This window comes from Azospirillum sp. A29 (assembly GCF_042604625.1).
Lineage (GTDB): Bacteria > Pseudomonadota > Alphaproteobacteria > Azospirillales > Azospirillaceae > Azospirillum > Azospirillum palustre.
This window is the reverse complement of record NZ_CP170460.1, coordinates 1,194,797-1,216,175: the sequence shown is the minus strand read 5'-3', so window position 1 is coordinate 1,216,175 and position 21,379 is coordinate 1,194,797. Positions and strand designations below refer to the sequence as shown.

Genomic DNA, 21,379 nt, shown 5'->3' with positions numbered 1-21,379 from the left:
GGCGCACCCGGTCGGGTGCGCCCCCTTTTTCTTGCAGAAACAGGCCGGTCAACCGGATTCCAGCATGTCCATCAACGCGCTCATCCGCGACAGCTTGGCCGGATCCGGCGCCGCCGGACGCTCGGCGACATGGGCGGCCAGCGCCCGCAGGGTGGCGTTGCCGAAAACCTGTCCCGGCGACAGGCCGATTCCGAAATCGCGGCGCAGACGGGCGATCAGTTGCACCGCAAGCAGCGAATGGCCGCCCAGCTCGAAGAAGTCGTCGTCGAGACCGACGCGCTCCACCCGCAGCAGCTCTTCCCACAGGGCAGCCAGCCGACACTCCAGATCCGTGACGGGCGGCACATGGGTCCGCTGCTTCGGTTCGGGCTGAGGAAGAGCCCGGCGGTCGAGCTTGCCGCTGGGCGTCAGAGGCAGCCGGTCCAGCCGGACCCAGAGGGTGGGGACCATATGGTCGGGCAGCCGTTCGCCCAGCCGCCGGCGCAACGCCGGCCAGAGGGCGTCGCCTTGCCGGCCGTCCTGCTCGACGGGAACGATGTAGGCGCAGAGCTGTCCGCCGCCCGGTCCTGCGACGGCGGCGACCGCCGCATTCCGGACCGCCGCATCCGCCTGCAATGCCGCCTCGATCTCGCCGAGTTCGATGCGCAGGCCGCGGATCTTCACCTGCTGGTCGATACGGCCGAGATACTCGATCACACCGTCCTCGCGGTGACGGGCAAGGTCGCCGCTGCGGTAGAGGCGCCCGCCCGGCTCACCGAAGGGATCGGGGATGAAGCGGTCGGCGGTCAGGCCCGGCTGGCGGTGATAGCCGCGCCCGACCCCGATACCACCGATGTGCAGCTCGCCCGCCACCCCCGGCGGCACCGGATTGCCGCAGCTGTCCAGTATGTAGAGGCGCAGGCCGGGAACCGGCCGGCCGGTCGGGACTTCGTCTGCGATGCCGTCCCAGCGATGGAAAGCGACGACATCCGCGCATTCGGTCGGGCCGTAGCTGTTGTGGATGCCCGGCTTCGGCCCATGCCGCCTCTCCAGCCATGGACGCAATGCATCGGTGCGGATCGGCTCTCCGCCCAGGATCACGTCGCGCAGAGACCTCAGCTCACCGTTCCGTTCCAGCGCCACCAGCGGCTGGAAGGTGCTGGGAGTGGCGTTCAGCGCGGTGATGCCGTGCCGGGCGATCCAGTCCAGCAACAGTTGCGGGTCATAGCCTTCGCCTGCCATGTGCAGTTGTCCACCGACCAGGAGCGGTGCGAACAGGTTCTTCTGCGTCAGGTCGAAGGCGTGCGAACTCATCAGCAGCAGGCGGCTGCCGGCATCGAAGCCGACATGATCGCAATACCATCGCATCAGGTTCACGAACCCGGCCTGCGTCACCCCGGCCCCCTTGGGCTGGCCGGTGGAGCCGGAGGTGTAGATCAGGTAGATCAGGTTGTCGGAGGCGCCGACCGGCGGCAGATCGTCGTCGGCAAACGCCGCCAGACGGTCCCGGTCGGCGTCCAGGCGGACCGTCGGCAGACCGGCCGGCCTGGGCATGCCGCCCTGAAGCGTCTCCGAGGTCAGCAGCAGCGCGGCCCCGCCATCTTCCAGCATGTATGCCAGACGCTGCGGCGGGTAGCTGGGATCGAGCGGCAGATAGGTGGCGCCGGCCTTCAGAACCGCAAGAATGGCGACCAGCAGCTCGGGAGAGCGCTCAAGTGCGATGGCGACCCGGTCGTCCGGCCCGATTCCCTCGGCGCGCAGGAGACGGGCCAGACGGTTGGCGCGGGCGTTCAGTTCGCGATAGCTCAGGGTACCGCCTGGATGAACCAGGGCTGTCGCCTCCGGCTTGCGGCGGACCTGGGTTTCGATCAGCTGATGGAGGCGCGGGGTTGAAGGAGGCGGCGGGCCCGGCTCATCCTGTCCGCTCCAGTCCGCCAGCACCTGGCGGCGGCGGTTGTCGCCCTCCAGCAGATCCAATGCCCCGACGAAAGCCTCGGCTTTCGACGCCATGCGCTCCAGCAGGCCACCGAAGAGCCGGGACAGCTCCTCCACCCGGCCGGAGTCCAACTGCTCGCGCCGGTAGCCGAAGGCCAGATCCAGTTCTTCCCCGGCCCGCACCGTCAGGGTCATGGCGTAATGGGTGTTGTCGACGGTCTCGGCGGCTCCGAATCCGATGGTGTGGTCGTTGTGGTTTTTGATGGCCTCGTCGACGGGATAGTTCTCGAAGACGAGGATGCTGTCGAACAGGGCCCGAGCGCCGCCGCTGGTGCCGAGGCTGGAGCCGGCCCAGCGCTGCACCTCGTGCAGCGGCGTGTGCTCGTGCTCGCGCATCTCCAGGTTCCGCCGCTGCAATCCGCGCAGCCACTCCCCCACCCGCTCGCCAGACGGCGGGCGCTCCACCACCGGCAGCGTGTTGATGAACAGCCCCAGCGTCTCCTCGACGCCGGCAAGCTCCGCCGGACGGCCCGACACCGTCGCGCCGAACGCCACCGTCTCCTGACCGCTGTAGCGTTGCAGAAGAAGCGCCCACGCCCCCTGCACCAGCGTGTTCAGCGTCACCCGCTGCGCCTGCGCGAACGCCTGCAACCGCCGCGTCGCACCGCCATCCAGCCGCAGCCGCACCACGCCGTGCCCCGCCTGCGGAGCCCGGCAGGGCAGGCTGGCCGCCAGCAGCGTCGGCGCCTCCAGCCCCGACAGGCGCCCGCGCCAGAAGCGCTCCGACGCCGCCCCATCCTGCCGCCCCAACCACGCGATGTAGTCGCGGTAGCGGCCCGCCGCGCCGCCCACCTCCGCTCCCCGGTAGCGGCCCAGCACCTCCGCCACCAGACGCGCGCTGCTCCAGCCGTCCAGCAGCAGGTGATGGCTGGTCCAGATCAGGCGATGGCGCCCCCGGCCCTGTCGCCCCGGCCCCAGCCGCACCAGAACCACCCGCTGCAACGGCGGACGGCCAAGCTCGAAGCCGCGGGCACGCTCCTCCCGCGCCAAGGCCACCAACGCCTCCTCCAGCCCGGTGCCGGCAAGGCCGCGGTCGCGCCAGTCCAGCACCGACACCGCATCGGCCACCCGCTCCCACACCGCCTGCAACGGGGCGGCAAGCGCGCCGCCCCACAGGAAACCGGTGCGCAGCACGGCATGGCGCGCCGTCACCCAGGCCCAGGCGGCGGCGAAGCGCTCCTCCTCCAGCCCCTCCACCTCGACGGCGAGCTGCGTCACATAAGGGCTTTCGCCCTCCGCGGCCCCTTCCAGCGCATGGAACAGCATGCCCTGCTGCATCGGGCTCAGCGGGTAGAGATCCTCCAGTTCGCGCGCCGGCAGCGACAGCGCGTCCAGCTGGCCCTGCGTCAGGCCGGCCAGCGGAACGTCCGACGGCGTCAGACCGCCGGCCGAGGTCTCGCAATGCGCGACCAGCGCCTGAAGCTCCTCCCCATAGGCCGAGGCCAACCCCTCCACAACCGATGGCGCCAGCACCGTCCGGCTGTAGCTCCAGTCGAACACCAGCTCCCCGTCATAGACCCTGCCGTCGATGCTCAGCCAGTTGCCGAGCGGGGCGTCGGCATCGAGACGGGCACCCGCCGGCTCGTCGGCCGGCACGAAGCGGGCGGTGTCGTCGAAGCTGCCGTCGAACTGGCCCAGATAGTTGAAGGTCACCCGCGCCTCGGGCAGCGCCCGCAGCGTTGCCTGCGCCTCCCCATCGCCCAGATGGCGCAGCACGCCAAAGCCCAGCCCATTCGACGGAACCGCCCGCAGCTGCTCCTTCACCGCCCTGATCGATGCGCCCACCTCTCCGCCGGCTCCCCCGCCGGGGCGCAGATGCACCGGATAGGCAGTGGTGAACCAGCCGACGCTGCGGCTGAGGTCCAGGCCGCCCACCAGCTCCTCGCGGCCATGACCCTCCAGCTGCACCAGTGCCGAGGCTTCACCGCTCCACCGGCACAGCACTCGCGACAGCGCCGTCAGCAGAAGGTCGTTCACCCGCGTCCGGTAGGCCGCGGGCGCCGACGACAGCAGGCGCTTGGTCCAGCCGGCATCCAGCCGCGTCCGCGCCACGGCGGATGTCGCCACCCTCAGCGCCGCGGGGGAGACCGGCTCCGCCACCCCCGCCAGCCCGGCCGGAGCATCCCTCAGGCTGTCGCGCCACCAGGACAGTTCATCCTTCAGCGCCCCGCTCGCGGCGTGGCGGCGCAGCGCCTCGCCCCAGGACTGGAAGGACGCGGTCTTGGCCGGCAGCACCACCGCTTCGCCCCGCTCCAGCTGCGTGCAGGCCAGTTGCAGATCCTCCAGCAGCACGCGCCAGGACACGCCGTCCACCACCAGATGGTGGATCGCCAGCAGCAGGCGCTGCTCCCCGTCATCTCGCCGCTCGACCAGCAGGGCGCGCAGCAGCGGGCCATGCCCGAGGTCGAGGCTGCGCTGGCCCTCCTCGCACAGCCGCTCCTGCGCCCCGGCATCGGCGGCAACGCGGTGCCACAGCACCGGCGGCACCGCCTCGGGCGGCAGGTGCTCGGCACGTCCGTCTCCGGCGAAGACCAGCCGCAGGGCGTCGTGATGGGCCAGCAGGGCCGAGAGCGCCCGTTCCAGCAGCGCCGGATCGACCGGCCGGCGCAGCCGCAGCAGCACCGACTGGTTCCAGTGGCTGCGGCTGGGGATCGGCTCCTCGAAGAACCAGCGCTGGATCGGCGTCAGCGACAGTGCCCCGCCGACAGCACCCTGCCCGGCGGCCGAAGCGGCCGGAGCGCCGGCGTCGCTGCGGGCGGCGCGGGCGAGCGCCTCCAGGGTCTGATGCTCGAAGACGTCGCGCGGGGTGAAGGCGAGGCCGTGGCGGCGGGCGCGGCTGACCAGCTGGATGGAGAGGATGGAGTCTCCGCCCAGCTCGAAGAAGTTGTCGGTGACGCCGACGCTCTCCAGCCGCAGCAGCTCGCACCACAGCGCCGCCAGGGCCCGTTCGGCTGCGCTGCGCGGCGGCACCCGGGCCGACGACGACGCCATCTCCGGCTCCGGCAGGGCCTTGCGGTCGAGCTTGCCGTTGGGCGTCAGCGGCAGCCGCTCCAGCACCACGAGGTGAGCCGGAACCATGTAGTCCGGCAGCGCCGCCTTCAGCCCGGCGCGCAGCCACTCGACAAAATCGTCCGCCTCCGCACCGACCGGCACGACATAGCCGACCAGACGCTTGCCGGAGCTGCCGTCGCGGGCGACCACCGCCGCCTCGCGCACGCCCTCCTGCGCCCGCAGCCGTGCCTCCACCTCGCCAAGCTCGATGCGGAAGCCGCGGATCTTCACCTGATGGTCTATCCGCCCGACATACTCGATCACCCCGTCCCCGCGCTGGCGCACGAGGTCGCCGGTGCGGTAGAGCCGCCCGCCGCCAGCCGAGAACGGATCGGCGACGAAGCGCTCCGCCGTCAGGCCGGGACGGTTCAGGTAGCCGCGCGCCAACCCCGCGCCGCCAAGATAAAGTTCCCCGACCGCCCCAAGCGGCAGCGGGTTCAACGAAGCGTCGAGCACCATCGCCCGGCGCTCGCCGATCGCCTGGCCGATGGGAGCGGTTCCGGTTTGCCGCTCGCTGCCGGCCTGCCAGACGAGAGGGGTGATCACCGCCTCGGTCGGCCCGTAAGCGTTGAAGATCCGGTCGGTCCAGCCGGCGAGGCGCCCGGTGAGCGACAGATCCCAGGCCTCGCCGCCCAGGATGCAGGCCCGCAGGCGGTGGCCGGGCATGGCATCGGCCAGGGCCTCGGCATGGCGGGCAAGATAGGCCGGCGGCAGGTCGGCAATGGTGACGCCGTCGCGCAGGATCAGGGCCGCCAGCCGTTCCGGCGTGGAATCCGCCATGGCGCCCAGGACGACACCGGCCCCCGCCAGCAGAGGCATCAGGATCTGTTCGCTCGCCGCATCGAAGCCGACGGAGGCGAAATGCAGCAGCCGGTCCCCGGCGGTCATCCCATAAGCCTCGGCCGCCGCCAGACAGTGGCGGGCGAGCGCCCCGTGGGAAACCATGACGCCCTTGGGCGTCCCGGTCGATCCGGAGGTGTAGATCAGATAGGCCAAGGCTTCGTCCACCGGCGCCCGGAGAGCACCCTCCGCGTCCGGCTCATCCCCGCATATCCCATCCCCACACATCCCGTCGGCGTCCAGCGTCAGGCAGTCCACCCCGGTCGGCATCGAGCCGAGCACGCTGTCCTGCGCCAGGATCAGAGCCATGCCGCTATCGGCGATCATGCCCGCCAGCCGGTCATGGGGGAGGCGGGAATCGAGCGGCACATAGCCTCCGCCCGCCTTCAGCACGGCCAGAATCCCAACGACCATGGCAGGCGACGGCTCGACCGCCAGCCCGACCCGGACATCCGGTCCGACACCCAGCGCACGGAGCCGCCAAGCCAGCCGGTCCGAGCGGTCCTTCAAGGCACCGAAGCTCACCGGCCGCCCATCGGACACCAGGGCGACGGCTTCGGGAGATTCCGTCGCGCGGGCATCGAACAGCGTTGCGGGCGACGGGGCGGCACCGGAGGCCGTCCTCGGGGGCACGACATCCATCCGGTCGTCGGCCGTCAGGCGGATGGACGCGACCGGAGCGCCCGTCTCCATGGCGAAAGCGGCGAGGATGCGCCGGTAATCCTCCGCCATCGCGGTGACCCGCTCCGCCGCAAGGCGGTCGGCGGCATAGCGCAGGTCGCAGCGGATATGCCCGCCGTCATCCTCCTCGACCTCGAGCGACAGGTCGAACAGGGCGACGCGGGGGCCGCCGGCCAGCGGTCCGATCGTCAGACCGGCGACCCGGTCCAGCGCCGACAGCCAACGGTGCTGATGGTTGAACATCGCCTGGAACAGCGGATTGCGGTCGAGTCGGCGTTCCGGCCTCAGGGCGTCCACCAGATGCTCAAAGGGCAGATCCTGATTGGCCTGGGCGTCGACCGACCGGCCGCGAACCTGCGCCAGCACCTCATACAGACCGAGCCCGCCATGCAGATCCGCGCGGATGACCTGACTGTTCACGAACAGGCCGATCAGGCGCTCGGTTTCGGCGCGATGGCGCCCGGCGACCGGCACCCCCACCCGCACATCCCCCTGCCCGGTGTGACGGTGAAGCAGGAGCAGGAATGCGGCCAACAGAAGATTGGCGACGGTCGCCCCCGTCCTGCCGGCCACGGTGCGCAGCCGGGCGCCGAGGGCATCGTCGAGGACGAACGGCACGCCCGCCTCGCGCCGGTCGAGCCCCTGCCCTTCGTCCCCAGCGCTCTCTCCGTCCCGCGGCAGCATCAGCTCCGGCTGCTCATCGCCCAGCAGGGCACGCCAACGGTCGAGCTGGCGCGCCCCTTCGCCGCTGCGCAGGAGCCGGTCCTGCCACAGCGCATGGTCGGCATACTGGATCGGCAGCGGGGGCAGCCCGGCGTCCCGCCCCTCCCGCCGGGCGACGTAGAGGGCGGCGAATTCCTCCACCAGCCGGTTCACCGACCAGCCATCGGCGGCGATGTGGTGGAGCGTCAGGAACAGCGCATGCTCGTCCTCCGCCAGCCGCACCAGCCGCAGGCGGACCGGCGGCGCCGCTTCCAGATCGAAGGGGGTTGCCGCCTCCGCTTCGGCCAGGGCCCGCAGCCGGGTTTCCCGTTCCACCGGGACCAGGGCCGACAGATCGGTCCAGGCGATGTCCGGGGGAGCGGCGGGATGGATGCGCTGTTCAGCCTCGCCGTCGCACACCGGGTAGCTGGTCCGCAGCACCTCGTGCCGTGCCAGGATATCGGCGAAGGCACCGGCAAGCGCCTCCCGGTCAAGGGAACCGGTCAGGCTCAGACCCATCGGAATGTGGTAGGCCCGGCTATGGCGGTCGAGCTGCCAGAGCACCCACAGCCGCCGCTGGGCATGGGACAGCGGCAGCCGGTCCGGCCGGCGACCGGGCAGGATCGGCAGCCGGGCGAAGGAAATTCCTGTCCGGGCCAGACGCCGGAGGAACTCCTCCTGCCGGTCTGCGGGCAACGCGTCGAGGCGCCGGGCGATCTGGGCGAGCGCGTCGTCCAGCCGCTCCGCCGGTTCATGCTGGGGGTTATGCTGGACAGGCGTGGTCATTGCGCGGCCTCCGACGGCAGGGCTTCGAAGCCGGCTTCGAGATCGGCCAGCAGGGCGTCCATGCGGCCGATCTCCTCCTCCGCGGCGCCGTCCGCCTTCTCACCGTCGATCCGCGCCGCCAGTTCGGCCAGGGTCGCCGCTTCGAACAGGGTGCGCAGGGGCAGGTCCACCGCGAGCCGCTCGCGGAGCCTTGCCGCCACCCGCGCCGCCAGAAGCGAATGGCCGCCGAGTGCGAAGAAGTTGTCGGCGGCGCCGACCCGCTCCACTCCGAGAACCGAGCGCCAGATCTCCGCCACGTCATGTTCGGTCGCCGTGGATGGCGGAACATGCTCCACGCCGGCATCCGGCGCAGGCTCGGGCAGCGCCTTGCGGTCCAGCTTGCCGTTGGGCGTCAGCGGCAGCCGCTCCAGCACCACGAGGTGGGACGGAACCATGTAGTCCGGCAGCGCGCGGCCAAGCTGATCCTTCAGCCGCCGCGGCAGTTCCGCGTCCGCATCGGCGGCGACATAGCCGACGAGACGCTTGCCGCCCGCGCCGTCGCGGGCGACCACCACCGCATCCCGCACCGCCGGATGGCCGCGCAGCACGGCCTCGATCTCGCCAAGCTCGATCCGCAGGCCGCGGATCTTCACCTGGTGGTCGATCCGCCCGACATACTCGATCACCCCGTCCCCGCGCCGGCGCGCCAGATCGCCCGTCCGGTACATCCGGCCGCCGTCGGCGCAGAACGGGTCGGCGACGAACCGCTCCGCCGTCAGCCCGGCCCGCCGGTGATAGCCGCGCGCCAGACCCGCACCGGCGATGTAGAGCTCGCCGACCGCGCCGGCCGGAAGCGGGTTCAGGCACTCGTCCAGCACATGCAGCCGCAGATTGTCGATGGCCACGCCGATCGGAACACCGCCACCCGCACCGCCCTCCCCGGCCCGGCAGGTCCAATGGCTGACGTCGATCGCCGCCTCCGTCGGGCCATAGAGGTTGTACAGGCCGACCTGCGGCAGACGGGCGAGCAGCCGGTCCTGCAACGCCTCCGGCAGGGCCTCGCCGCTGCACACCACCCGGCGCAGGCTGGTGCAATGCTCCACCCCCGGCTCCTCCAGGAAGGCCTGCAACATGGAGGGCACGAAGTGCAGCGTGTCGATGCCCTCCCCGCGGATCAGCGCCACCAGCCGGGCCGCGTCGCGGTGCTCGCCGGGCGCCGCCACCACCAGATGCGCCCCCACCATCAGCGGCCAGAAGAACTCCCAGACCGAGACGTCGAAGCCGAAGGGCGTCTTCTGCAACACCCGCTCGCCCGGCGACAGCCGGTAGGCCTTCTGCATCCAGGCCAAGCGGTTCAGCAGGGCGCCATGGCTGTTGCCGGCCCCCTTGGGCGTGCCGGTGGAGCCGGAGGTGTAGATCAGGTAGGCGAGGTTCTCCGGCCGCAGCCCGGCCGCGGGCGGCGTGTCCGGCAGTCCCCCGGTGTCCTCGGCGTCGGTGTTCTCGGCGTCGGTGTCCGCGGCGTCGAGCAGCAGCAGGCGGACAGCCTCGGGCAACGCCTCGCCGCCCAGCCTGCCGGCAAGATGGGACTGGGTGAGCAGCAGGGCGATGCCGGCGTCCGCGGCCATGGCGGCAAGGCGGGCGGGCGGCAGCTCCGGGTCGAGGGGCAGATAGGCGCCGCCCGCCTTCATCACCGCCAGCAGGCCGACGACCAGTTCCAGCGAGCGTTCGGCAACGACGCCGACCGTCACCTCCGGGCCGACGCCCAGCGCCTGCAGCCGGTGGGCCAGCCGGTTCGCCTGCGCCTCCAGCTCGGCATAGCTCAGCGTCCGGCCGCCGAAGCTCACCGCAGGACACCCGCCATGCAGACCGGCCTGCTCCGAGATAAGCTCCGGCACCAGGGGACCGGCCGGATGGCTGGGGCTGGGCAGCACCTCCGGCCAGTCGGCGGCGTCGAGGATCGGCAGATAGCCCAGCGTCACCGTGGGCGCCTGCGCCACCCCGTGGAGGATACGTTCCAAATGGCTGCGGAAGCGCTGGACCGTGTCCTCGTCGAACAGGTCGGTGGCGTAGATCAGGGTGGCACGCAGCGAACCGTCGGCCTGCTCCTCGCTGTGCAGCGACAGGTCGAACTGGGCGGCGTGGTGCAGCCGCGGATACTCGGCGATGTCCAGGCCGGGCAGGCGGCGCAGCGCGTCGGAGCGCGGACGGCTGTGGCTGGCCATCACCTGGAACAGCGGGTTGCGGTCGAGGCTGCGGTCGGGCTGCAAGGCCTCCACCAGGGCGTCGAAAGGCAGTTCCTGGTTGCCCTGGGCGGCCAGAACCTCGTCACGCACCCGCGCCAGGAAGCGGTCGAAGGGCAGACGCCCATCGGGTTCGATGCGCAGGACCTGGGTGTTGGCGAAGAAGCCGATCAGCCCCTCCAGCTCGACCCGGCCGCGGTTGGCGGTCGGCACGCCGATCCGCAGGTCCCGCTGACCGCTGTGCCGGTGCAGCAGGGCGGCGAAGGCGGCGAGCAGGACCATGAACAGGCTCGCCCCCTGCTCCCGCCCGACGGCAGCCAGCCCGGCGACCAGCGATGCGTCCAGCTCGAACTCCACCGCCGCACCGCGATGGCTCTGCATCGGCGGGCGCGGACGGTCGGCCGGCAGGTCGAGCGCCGGCTGCTCGCCCCCCAGGCGCCCCTGCCAATGGTCGAGCTGCCGGCGCGCCTCGGCCGACTCCATCCACCGCTCCTGCCATGCGGCATAGTCCGCATATTGGAGCGGCAGCGGCGGCAATACCGCCGGCAGACCGGCCGACAACAGCGCATAGGCACGGGCGATCTCGTCCACCAAGACGTTCATCGACCAGCCGTCGGAGATGATGTGGTGCATCGCCAGGGAAAGCGCGTGCCCGTCCCCGTCCGGCAGACGGAACAGGCGAAGGCGCAGCAACGGCCCCCGCTCCAGGTCGAAGGGGCGGGCGGCCTCGCCGCGCAGCCGGCCATCCAGCAGACCGGCATCCTCCAGCGTCTCGACCGTCCAATCGACGGCGGCATCGGCGTCGATGACCTGCCGGGGTTCGCCGCCCCGCTCGATGAAGCGGGTGCGCAGGGTTTCGTGCCGCCCGGACACCAGCGCGAAGGCCCGCCGCAGGCTTTCGGGGTCGAGCCGGCCGCGCAGGCGGAGCGCCGTGGAGATGGTATAGGCCGTGCTGACGGGATCGAGGCGCCACAGGAACCACAGGCGGCGCTGGGTGGAGGACAAGGGCAGGCTCTCGCCGCGCGGTACCGCGGGAATCGCCGCCTCCTCCGGTCCGGCCTGTGGCTCCGCCGCCGATACCGGGACCGGGACCGGCGACAGGACCGGAGCGGTTCCTTGCGGCCGGGCGTCCAGCAGAGTGGCGAGCGCGCGGATGCTCTGCGCCTCGAACAGCTGCTTCGGGGTGAATTTCAGCCCCTGCTTGCGGGCGCGGGCGATCAGCTGGAGGCTGAGGATCGAATCCCCGCCCATGGCGAAGAAACTGGCGCCGGCATCCACGGTCTCGCGCTTCAGGACCTCGGCCCAGATTCGGGCGAGCCGTTGCTCCGTCTCCGTCATCGCCGTCTGGGATGCCGGTTCGGCGGCGGCCGGCACCGGCAGCACCTTGCGGTCCGGCTTGCCGTTGGCGGTCAGCGGCAGGCGGTCCAGCACCAGCCAAAGAGCCGGAACCATATGATCCGGCAGCAGACCGGCGGCGGCCTCGCGCAGAGCCGCGATATCGGGCTCGGCGGCGGACGGCACGCAGTAGGCGATCAGCTGCCCGGCGGCCGGACCATGAACGGCGGTGCCGGCGATCACCAGCACGTCCGCCAGTCCGGGCAGGGATTTGAGGACGCGGGCGACCTCTCCCGGCTCGACGCGATGGCCGCGGATCTTCACCTGATCGTCGAGGCGGCCGACGAACTCCAGCAGCCCGTCCCGGCGCAGGCGGACCCGGTCGCCGGTGCGGTAGAGCCGGTCGCCCGGCCGGCGCGGTTGCGGATCGGGAACGAAGCGGGCCGCCGTCACCGCCGGCTGGCCGAGATAGCCGTCGGCCAGGCTGTCGCCACCGACATAAAGCTCGCCGGCGGCACCGGCGAGCACCGGCTCGAGGTCCGGGTCGAGCACGCAGACGCGCACGTTGGCCAGGGGGGAGCCGAGCGGAATGACGGCGGGGACGGCGGGCGGAACCTCGTGGGTGAGAACACCGACCGTCGTCTCGGTCGGGCCATAATGGTTGAGCACGCGCAGGCCCGGCCGCAGCCGCCGCAGCTGCTCCACCAGCCCGCCGTCGCAGGCCTCGCCGCCCAGGACCAGCAGGTCCCGCGGCAGAACGTCGGCGGCACGGGCGGCGTGGAGCAGGCCGCGCAGATGGCTCGGCACGATCTTCAGCACCCCGGCGCCGCAGCCCGCCATCCAGGCGGCGAAGCGGTCGGGATCGCGCGCGGTGGCATCGTCGGCCAGATGCAGGGCGCCGCCATGGCAGAGCGCGCCGAACAGCACCGTATGCCCGAGGTCGGCGGCAACGGTCGAGATCATCGCCATCGAGGTGCCCTTCGGCACCGCCAGCCGCTCCAGAACACCGCGCAGATAGCTGCCGAGCGCGCCATGGCTGACGACGACGCCCTTGGGTTCGCCGGTGGAGCCGGAGGTGTAGATGACATAGGCCGGAAGCGCCACGGCCGGGACCGGGCCATCGAAGCCGGCCGGCTGGGACGCGACGTGCGGACCGTCGAGGTCGAGACAGGACAACCCGGTGGCCCCGGCTGCGGCCAGCGTCGTTCCCGCCGCCACGGCACAGCGGGCGCCACTCGACAGGGCGAGGCGGCGCAACCGCTCCGCCGGCTGGGACGGATCGAGCGGCACATAGGCGGCGCCGGCCTTCATGACGCCGAGCAGCGCCGCGATCAGGCCGCAGGATCGCTCGAAGCCCAGCAGGACCCGGTCGCCTGGCCCGATCCCGGCTTCGCGAAGGGCATTCGCCAGCCGGTTCGCCAACCCGTCCAGCGCACGGACGGTGAGCGTCCGTTCGCCGCCGCACACCGCGACGGCCTCCGGATCGGCTTCGACACGGGCGTTCCACAGCTCCAGAACGCCCGGCGCCGGATCGCGCCAGCCGCCGCTTTCGCCGGCCGGTGCCGAACCCGAAGGGCGCAGGCGCCACAGCGGGGCGTCGGGCTGGCGCAGGACGGCGTCCAGCAGACCGCAATAGTCGGCGACCAGCCCCTCGACGCTGGCGGCTTCGAACAGGTCGCGGGCATAGGTCATCGAGCCGTGCAACTCATCCGGAGCGTCGGCGATATCCAGCGCAAGGTCGAAATGGGCGCCCAGGAACTCGTTCGGCTCGGGCGCCAGCCGCAGCCCCTCCGGTGCCGGCAGGGTGGAGGTGTCGAAGCCGTAGTTGAACTTCACCTGGAACAGCGGGTTGTGGCTCAGGCTGCGTTCGGGCTGGAGCGCCTCGACCAGCTGTTCGAAGGGAAGATCCTGGTGGGCCTGGGCCTCCAGCGCGGTGTCGCGCAGCCGGGCCAGCAGGGTGCCGAAGCTCTCGCGGCTGTCCAGCCCGCTGCGCAGGACCAGGGTGTTGACGAAGAAGCCGACCACCCCTTCCGTCTCGATGCGATTGCGGTTGGCGAAGGGCACGCCGACCCGCAGGTCGGTCTCGCCGCTGTGCTTCATCAACAGCAGCTTGAAGGTGGCCAGGAGAAGCACGAAGGGCGTGACGCCGCGGGCCTGGGCCAGCGCCTTCAACGCTCGGCTGCGCTCTGCGCCGAGCCGGAAGGCCACCGTGCCGCCATGGGCGCCCAACACCGCCGGCCGGAGCCGGTCGAGCGGCAGCGGCAGCACCGGATGCTCGGTGCCGAGCCGGCCGCGCCAGTAGGCGAGCTGCCGGTCGCGCTCCCCGGCCTCCAGCCAGTCGCGCTGCCACTGGGCGTAATCGGCATATTGGATCGGCAGCGCCGGCAGGTCCGGCTGCCGGCCGGCCCGCAGAGCGTCGTAGCTGCGGGCGAATTCCGCCAGGAAGCGCTCCACCGACCAGCCATCGGCGACGATGTGATGCAGGGTGACCAGCAGCAGATGCTCCTCCGCTGCCAGCCGTACCAGCGTCAGGCGCATCAGCGGACCGTTGCCGAGATCGAAGGGGGCCAGAGCTTCCCCGCGCGCCAGATCCCGCGCACGCGCCTCGCGGTCGGCAGGGGCAAGCGCCGAAAGGTCGATGCTGGCGAGCACCGGCGCCAGCCGGGGGTGGATGATTTGGACGGGTTGGCCCTCGCGCTCGGCGAAAATGGTGCGCAGCGCCTCGTGCCGGTCGGCCAGATGGGCGAAGGCCGCCTCCAGCAGGGCGGGGTCGAGCGGGCCGGTCACCCGGATGGCGCCGGGAATGTTGTAGGCCGCCCCGCCGGGATCCATCCGCCAGAGGAACCATAGCCGCTGCTGCGCATAGGAGAGCGGCAGCGGCTGCGAACGGTCCGCGCGGGGGATCGGGAACCGGGTATGGATGTCGATGCCCTTGGCAGCCAGAACGGCGGCGAGCGCCCGGCGCTGGCTGCGCGACAGACCGTCGAGCGAGGACGGCAGGGAGGGGGTGGACGGGCTGCTGGTCATCGGGCGATCCCCGTGTTTGCACTGTCTGTTCTGGCGCCGCCGGTCTGGGCGCCGCCGGTCTGGGCGGCATCCGCGAGCGCGTTCAGTTCGGCCTCCGACAGGCCTTCGATGGCCTTCAGCGCGGCGGCCAGTTCGTCTTCGATGGCGGATGCGGCGGCGGGCTCGGTGGCGGCGCGCCGCTCCTCCACCCGCCGGGCGAGGCCGCGCAGGCCCGTCGCCTCGAACAGGGTGCGGATATCCAGCGTCACCCCCAGATCGGCCGCGATGCGCGAGGCCACCTGGGTCGCCAGCAGCGAATGGCCCCCCAGTTCGAAAAAGTCGTCGTCCAGGCCGACGCGGGTGACGCCCAGCACCTCGGCCCAGATGGCAGCCAGCGCCTGCTCCACCGGGCTTTCCGGCGGGACATGGGCGGCGGCGGTCACCTGCATGGGCTGGTCGTGGTCGGCCAGCCGGTCGCGGTCCAGCTTGCCGTTGACGGTCAGCGGCAGCCGGTCGACGCGCAGCATCTGGGAAGGCACCATATGCGCCGGCAGGCTGCCGCGCAGGGCGGACAGCAGACGCGGCGCGAACTGGCGCCGCTGCCGGGCGAGCAGCGGGTCGCTGCACTGGGCGCGCCAGCCATCGGGAACTGCCGGTTCCGGCCCGATGGGATAAGGCCCGACCGGATAACGCTCCAGCCGGGCCGGATCGAAGATCTCCACGTCGAAGCGGCCTTCCGCATCGCCGGCACCGCCCGGACCGACACTCCAGCCGACGCGGGCACGGTAGCCGTGCGCCTCGGCAAGCGCCCGGTAGGCGTCGGGATCGGCGCCGGCGGGGTCCAGCCGGTCGATCCGCTCCCGCAATGCCCACGCTGCAGGCGTGGAGGCGCCGGACATCGCCATCCAGGCGGCAAGGTCGCGGGCGAGCCGGCGGTTGGCGATCCCGGCGATCCGCAGGCCGGCGGGCCGCTCCTCCGCCAGCAGGCGGTCGAGACGGGTCAAATCCTCCCCAGCCTCACGCCAGCCGCCGGCCGGACGCAGGTCCTCCGCACCGACATGCAGGACCGCGTCGAAGCGGTAGCGGGTCAACTCATTGTCGGCCCGGCCGCAACGCAGATCGAGGTCGATGCGGCCGATCTCCGGAATCCGGCCGCGCAGCGCCTGGAAGAAGCCGGGAGCGAACAGCAGTTCGCCATCCTCGGCCATGGCGCGGGCAACGCGGGCACGCAGCTGGGCGGGGCTCGCCTGCGCTTCCGCCTGCCGGAGCGCCACCGACGCATGGAACAGCGGTTGGAGATGCAGCGGCCGCAGGTCACCCAGGAAGATGCGCCCGCCCGGCCGCAGGGCCCGCACCGCACCCTCCAGAACGCGCAGCAGATAGTCGCCGTCGGGGAAATACTGGGCGACGGAGTTGATGACGACGGTGTCGTAGCCGCCCTCCTCCACTCCACCTTCGCCCATCCCGCCCTCGCCCATCCCGCCGAAATCGGTGGCCTCGCGCCGGCTGAGCCGGATATGGGCCAGTTCCGGCTTCCCGGCTGCCCAGGCGCCGAGATCGGCGATGGCCTGTGCCGAGAAGTCGGTCCCGTGATAGACGGCGCAGCGCGGCGCCACCGCCTGGGTCAGCAGACCGACGCCGCAGCCGATCTCAAGCAGCCGTTCCGGCTTCAAGGCCAGGATGCGCGCGACGGTGGCATCCAGCCACTCCCGCATCTGCGGCTCGGGGATCGGCCGGTCGTCGTAGCTGTCGTTCCAGCCGGTGAAGCTCGGCCCCGTCGCCGCTTCGGCGCGGGAATAGGTGCCGTCGAACACCGTGTTCCACTGCCCGACCAGATCGCCCCGCTGCTCCTCGGGCCGGTCGCGCAACGCCTCCTCGTCGGCGACGGCATAGGCGACGAGCCGGCAGTCAGCGCCCTCGCCGCGCAGCAGCACGGCGGCATCGGCGACGCCGGGCTGGCGGCGGACCGCCGCCTCGATCTCGCCCGGCTCGATGCGGAAACCGCGCAGCTTGATCTGCTGGTCGGCGCGGCCGAGATACTCGACCCGGCCATCCGGCCAATAACGCGCGAGGTCGCCGCTGCGGTACAGGCGCCCACCCGGATCGCCATAGGATCCGCCGAAGGGATCGGCGACGAAGCGCCCGGCGGTCAGGGCGGGACGGTTCAGGTAGGCCCGCGCCAGCCCGGCTCCGCCGACATGGATCTCACCCGCCACGCCGGGCGGGACCGGCTGGAGATGCCGGTCGAGGAAGTACCAGCGCAGGTCGCCGAGCGGCATGCCGACCGGGGCGCCGGCCTCCGGCTGGTCCGTTGCCGGCCCGGACTTCGGCAGGTCGGCCATGGTCAGCGGGCGATGGGTGACATGGACGGTGGTTTCGGTGATGCCGTACATGTTGACCAGCCGCGGACGGCTGTCGCCGAAATGCTCGAACCAGCTTCGCAGGCTTTCCATCTCCAGCGCTTCGCCACCGAACACCACCAGCCGGAGCGACAGGGCATCGCGCGGCGAACCCAGCGCCACCGGCACCAGCTGTCGGAAGGCGGAAGGCGTCTGGTTCAGGACGGTCACTCCCTCGTCCCGCAGCAGGGCGAAGCAGTCGGCCGGCGACCGGCTGGTGTAGTAGGGCACCACCACCAGCCGCCCGCCATGCAGCAGGGCGCCGAAGATTTCCCAGACCGAGAAGTCGAAGGCATAGGAGTGGAACAGCGCCCAGACGTCGCGCCCGTCAAAGCGCAGGTCCGCCGGACAGGACTTGAACAGCCGCAGCACATTGGCATGGGTGATCGCCACGCCCTTCGGCTGGCCGGTCGAGCCCGAGGTGTAGATGCAGTAGGCGAGCGATCCGGCCCGGCCCAGGTCTGGCGGCGGACCATCCGGCGCGTCGGGCTCCTCGCCGACGCAGATTGCCCGCACGCCGTCGGCCAGCGGCAGCGCATCGCGCAGATGGGTCTGGGTGACGACCAGCCCGATGCCGCTGTCGGCCTGCATGTAAAGCAGCCGGTCGGCGGGATAGGAGGGGTCGAGCGGCAGATAGCCGCCGCCAGCCTTCAGGATGCCGAGCATGCCGACGATCAGGTCGAAGGAGCGGTCCGCCGCCAGCCCGACCAGCCGGTCCGGTCCGACACCGAGCGAGCGCAGCCGCCACGCCAGCCGGTCGCTGCGGCGGTCGAGTTCGCCATAGCTCAGGGTCCGGCCATCGCAGGTCACGGCCGGGGCGTCGGGATGCCGGTGCGCCTGGGCCGCGATGCGGGCATGAAGGCCGGGGGCGTCGGCCGGAAGCGGTGCCGGCGGATGGGCGGGGTTGCGGGCGGGATCGTTCCAGCCGGCGACCAGCGCCGCCGTCTCCGCCTCGTCCATCAACGGCAGACGGCTGACCGGCAGCGCCGGATCGGCGACGATGCCGCGAAGCAGGGTCAGCCAGTGCCGCGCCATCCGCTCCACGCTCTCCGGCTCGAACAGGTCGAGACTGTAGGTGAAGAAGGCGCCGAGAGGACCGCTTCCACCCGGACCGGCCCGCTCGGTGGTGTGCAGGATCAGGTCGAACTGCGTCGCGAGTTGGAGATGCTCGACGGCCTCCACCCGCAGGCCCGGCAATCGGTCGAGGCCGTCCAGCCGCTGCCACTGATGGTCGTAGGCGGCCTGGAACAGCGGATGATGGGCAAGATCGCGCTGGGGTTGCAGTTCCTCGACCAGCCGGTCGAAGGGCAGATCCTGGTTGGCCTGGGCGTCGAGTGCCGCCTCGCCGACCCGGCGAAGCAGCAAGTCGAAGGCCGGATCGTCCGACAGGTCGGCGCACAGCACCGCCATGTTGACGAAGAAGCCGATCAGCCTTTCGCTGTCCACACTGCGCCTGTTGGCCAGCGTGCAGCCGACACGGATGTCGTCCTGGCCGGAATAGCGGTGCAGCAGAGCCGTGTAGCTGGCGAGCAGCAGGGTCGGCAGCGTCACCCCCATCCGCCGCGCCAGCCCACGCAAGGCCGTGGCGAGCCCGTCGTCGATGGCGCAATGGACAGCCGCCCCACGCTGGCTGCCACCGGCGGAACGCGGGCGCTCGGCGGGCAGGTCCAGCACCGGATGGCGGTCGCCCAGCCGGCCAGCCCAATAGGCGAGTTGGCGAGCGCCCTCACCCGACTCCAGCAGGTCGCGCTGCCAATGGGCGACGTCGGCATACTGGACGGTCAGCGCCGGCAGCTCGGGTGCCCTGCCGCCACAGCAGGCGGCATAGGCCTCGCCGAACTCGTCGAGCAGGACAGTCATCGACCAGCCGTCGGCAATGGCGTGATGCAGGCTGACCTGCAGATGATGATCGTCGTCGGCACAGGCGATCGATTGCACCCGCATCAGCGGGCCTTCCACCAGATCGAAGGGGGCGCGGACCTCCTCCTCCAGCAGGCGGCGCAACGCACCGTCGCGGCCGGCGTCGCCGGAAAGATCTGCGAAACGGACGGCGACGGGCAACGTCCCGGCGGGGCGGACCACCTGCACCGGCCGGCCGGCCTCCTCGCGGAAGACGGTGCGCAGACTTTCGTGGCGCCCGACCAGCAGGTCCACCGCCGCCTGGACGGCATCGCGGCGCAGCGGCCCGCGCAGCTGGACCCGCCCCGAAATGGTGTAGCCGCAGTCCCGCGGGTCGAGCTTCCAGTTGAACCACATGCGGGCCTGGGCCGCCGACGGTTCGGCGATGCGCTCCTCCCCACCCATACGGGGAGCCATCGTCCGGATCGTCGCGGGACCCGCCTCGGACAGCCGGGCGGCGAAGTCCGACAGGGTGGGATGACGGAACAGGTCGGCGACGTCGGCCGCCAGTCCGCACCGTTCGCGCAGCCGGGCGACCACCTGCACCACCGACACCGAATTGCCGCCCAGCGCGAAGAAATGGGCACCGGCATCGGTGACGGCGGTTCCCAGAACCTCCGACCAGACCATGGCGACCTCGCTCTCCCGTCCGGTCAGGCCGCGGGCGGCCCGCAGATTGACCGGGGTGTCCGTCGCCGCAACGGCGTCTCCCCGGCGCTGGACGTGGAAGACGGGCAGTTCGCCGGCGTCGAGCAGGGACCGGCAGGCGGAGCGCTGCAGCTTGCCGCTGGAGGTCTTGGGCAGGGCACCCGGCTCCAGCAGGGCGACCAGCACCGGCGCCTCCTGGCAGGCGTCGGCCACCGCGGCGACGATGGCGCCGCACAGCGCCTCCGGCGTCACCAGCTTCAGCACCGTCCGGCCGATCTCGGCGGCGATGCCGATCCCCTCACGGCCATTCTGTTCGACGGCGAAGGCGGCGACACGCCCCTTGCGGACGACCTCGACCTCCTCCTCGACGCTGCGCTCCAGATCCTGCGGATAGACGTTCTGGCCGCGCACGATCAGCATGTCCTTGAGACGGCCGGTGACGAACAGCTCGCCATCCTTCAGGAAACCCAGGTCGCCGGTGCGCAGCCAGACCGTGCCGTCGCGCTCGACGAAGCTGCGGGCCGTCGCCTCCGCGTTGCGCCAATAACCGTCGGCGATGCTGGGTCCGCCGGCCCAGATCTCGCCGACCGTCCCCTCGCCGACCTCCGAGCCGCCGGCCGGATCGACCAGCCGCACAGGATGATCGGGCTGCACATGGCCGCAGCCGGCCAGCACGGTCGCCGACGCGGCGTCACCCGGGGGCATGGCCCGGTTGGCGGCCAATGCCGGCCCGTCGAACGGCGCCAGGGTGATGTCCTGCCCGCGCCGGCCGCCGGTGACGAACAGCGTCGCCTCGGCCAGCCCGTAGCAGGCGAAGTAGGAGCGGCGGTCGAAACCCACCGGGGCGAAGCGCTCGGCGAAACGGGCCAGCGTGTCGGGACGGATCGGTTCTGAACCGGAGAAGGCAAGGCGCCAGGACCGCAGGTCCAGCCCATCCAGCGCCGTGTCGGCGATGCGCTCGCAGCACAGGCGGAAGGCGAAATCCGGCCCGCCGCTGATGGTGCCGCCATAGCGGCCGATCGCCTCCAGCCAGCGCCGCGGTCGTTCCAGGAAATAGCGCGGCGACATCAGCACGCAGGGAATGCCGGCGTGGATCGGTTGCAGCAGACCGCCGATCAGGCCCATGTCATGGAACAGCGGCAGCCAGCTGACGATGCAGTCGTCGGGCCCGATGCCGAAACCGCCGCGGATCAGCCGCTCGTTGGCGATCAGGTTGCCGTGGCTCACCCGCACCCCCTTGGGCGCGGAGGTCGAGCCGGAGGTGTATTGCAGGAAGGCGATATCGTCGCCGGACAGCGGCGGCATCGACCAGTCGCAGGCAAGCCCGCCGTCCACCCTGTCCACGGCCAGCAGTTCAGGCATCCGGTCGCCGCCCGCCATGGCCCGGCAAGCCTCCAGCAGCGTGTCGTACAGGATCGAATCCGTCAGGATGAAGCGCGGCTGCGCATCGGCAAGGATACCCTGGAGCCGGGCCAGATGCTGTGGCCTCACCGATTCCGGCGGATAGGCCGGCACGGCGATGACGCCGGCATACAGGCAGCCGAAGAAGGCCGCGACATAGTCCGGGCCGCTCGGCAGCAGCAGAACGGCGCGGTCGCCCAGCCCGGCCCGCGCGCGCAGGCGGACGGCGATGGCCCGGGCCCGCCGGTCGAGTTCCGCATAGCTGAGCGGATCGTCCGTCCCCTCGGCGATGAAGCGCAGGGCGATACCGCCGGGCATCTCTGCGGCCCGCCCGACCAGTGTGCCGACCAGCGTCTCGACCGGCATCTCGGCGGGCTTGCGCACGGCAGAGACCGTCGAAAGGGGGGCGGCATCGGAACGGTTGTCCATGGGGGATCA

The 21,379-nt window shown here is 71.6% G+C and carries 3 protein-coding genes; all 3 read right to left on the bottom strand.

The features are described from left to right. Nucleotides 1-48: 48 nt before the first annotated feature. The 3 genes from ABNQ38_RS05275 to ABNQ38_RS05265 are packed head-to-tail and all read right to left on the bottom strand — an operon-like array spanning nucleotide 49 to nucleotide 21,370. On the bottom strand, nucleotides 49-8,034 hold the full coding sequence (locus ABNQ38_RS05275) for an amino acid adenylation domain-containing protein (RefSeq protein ID WP_377806054.1): 7,986 nt from the start codon (nucleotides 8,032-8,034) through the stop codon (nucleotides 49-51). Further along, nucleotides 8,031-14,615, bottom strand: coding sequence for an amino acid adenylation domain-containing protein (locus ABNQ38_RS05270; protein WP_377806053.1), 6,585 nt, complete (start codon nucleotides 14,613-14,615; stop codon nucleotides 8,031-8,033). The genes ABNQ38_RS05275 and ABNQ38_RS05270 overlap by 4 nt, the downstream gene beginning before the upstream one ends. Then, nucleotides 14,612-21,370, bottom strand: a complete 6,759-nt coding sequence (locus ABNQ38_RS05265) for an amino acid adenylation domain-containing protein (protein WP_377806052.1) — start codon at nucleotides 21,368-21,370, stop codon at nucleotides 14,612-14,614. Before ABNQ38_RS05265 ends, ABNQ38_RS05270 begins: the two co-directional genes overlap by 4 nt. Between the last annotated feature and the right edge of the window lie 9 nt (nucleotides 21,371-21,379).

Coding starts and splice junctions, on each gene's coding strand:
- ABNQ38_RS05275 (WP_377806054.1), bottom strand. CDS start 8,034: ATGACCACGCCTGTCCAGCATAACCCCCAGCATGAACCGGCGGAGCGG.
- ABNQ38_RS05270 (WP_377806053.1), bottom strand. CDS start 14,615: ATGACCAGCAGCCCGTCCACCCCCTCCCTGCCGTCCTCGCTCGACGGT.
- ABNQ38_RS05265 (WP_377806052.1), bottom strand. CDS start 21,370: ATGGACAACCGTTCCGATGCCGCCCCCCTTTCGACGGTCTCTGCCGTG.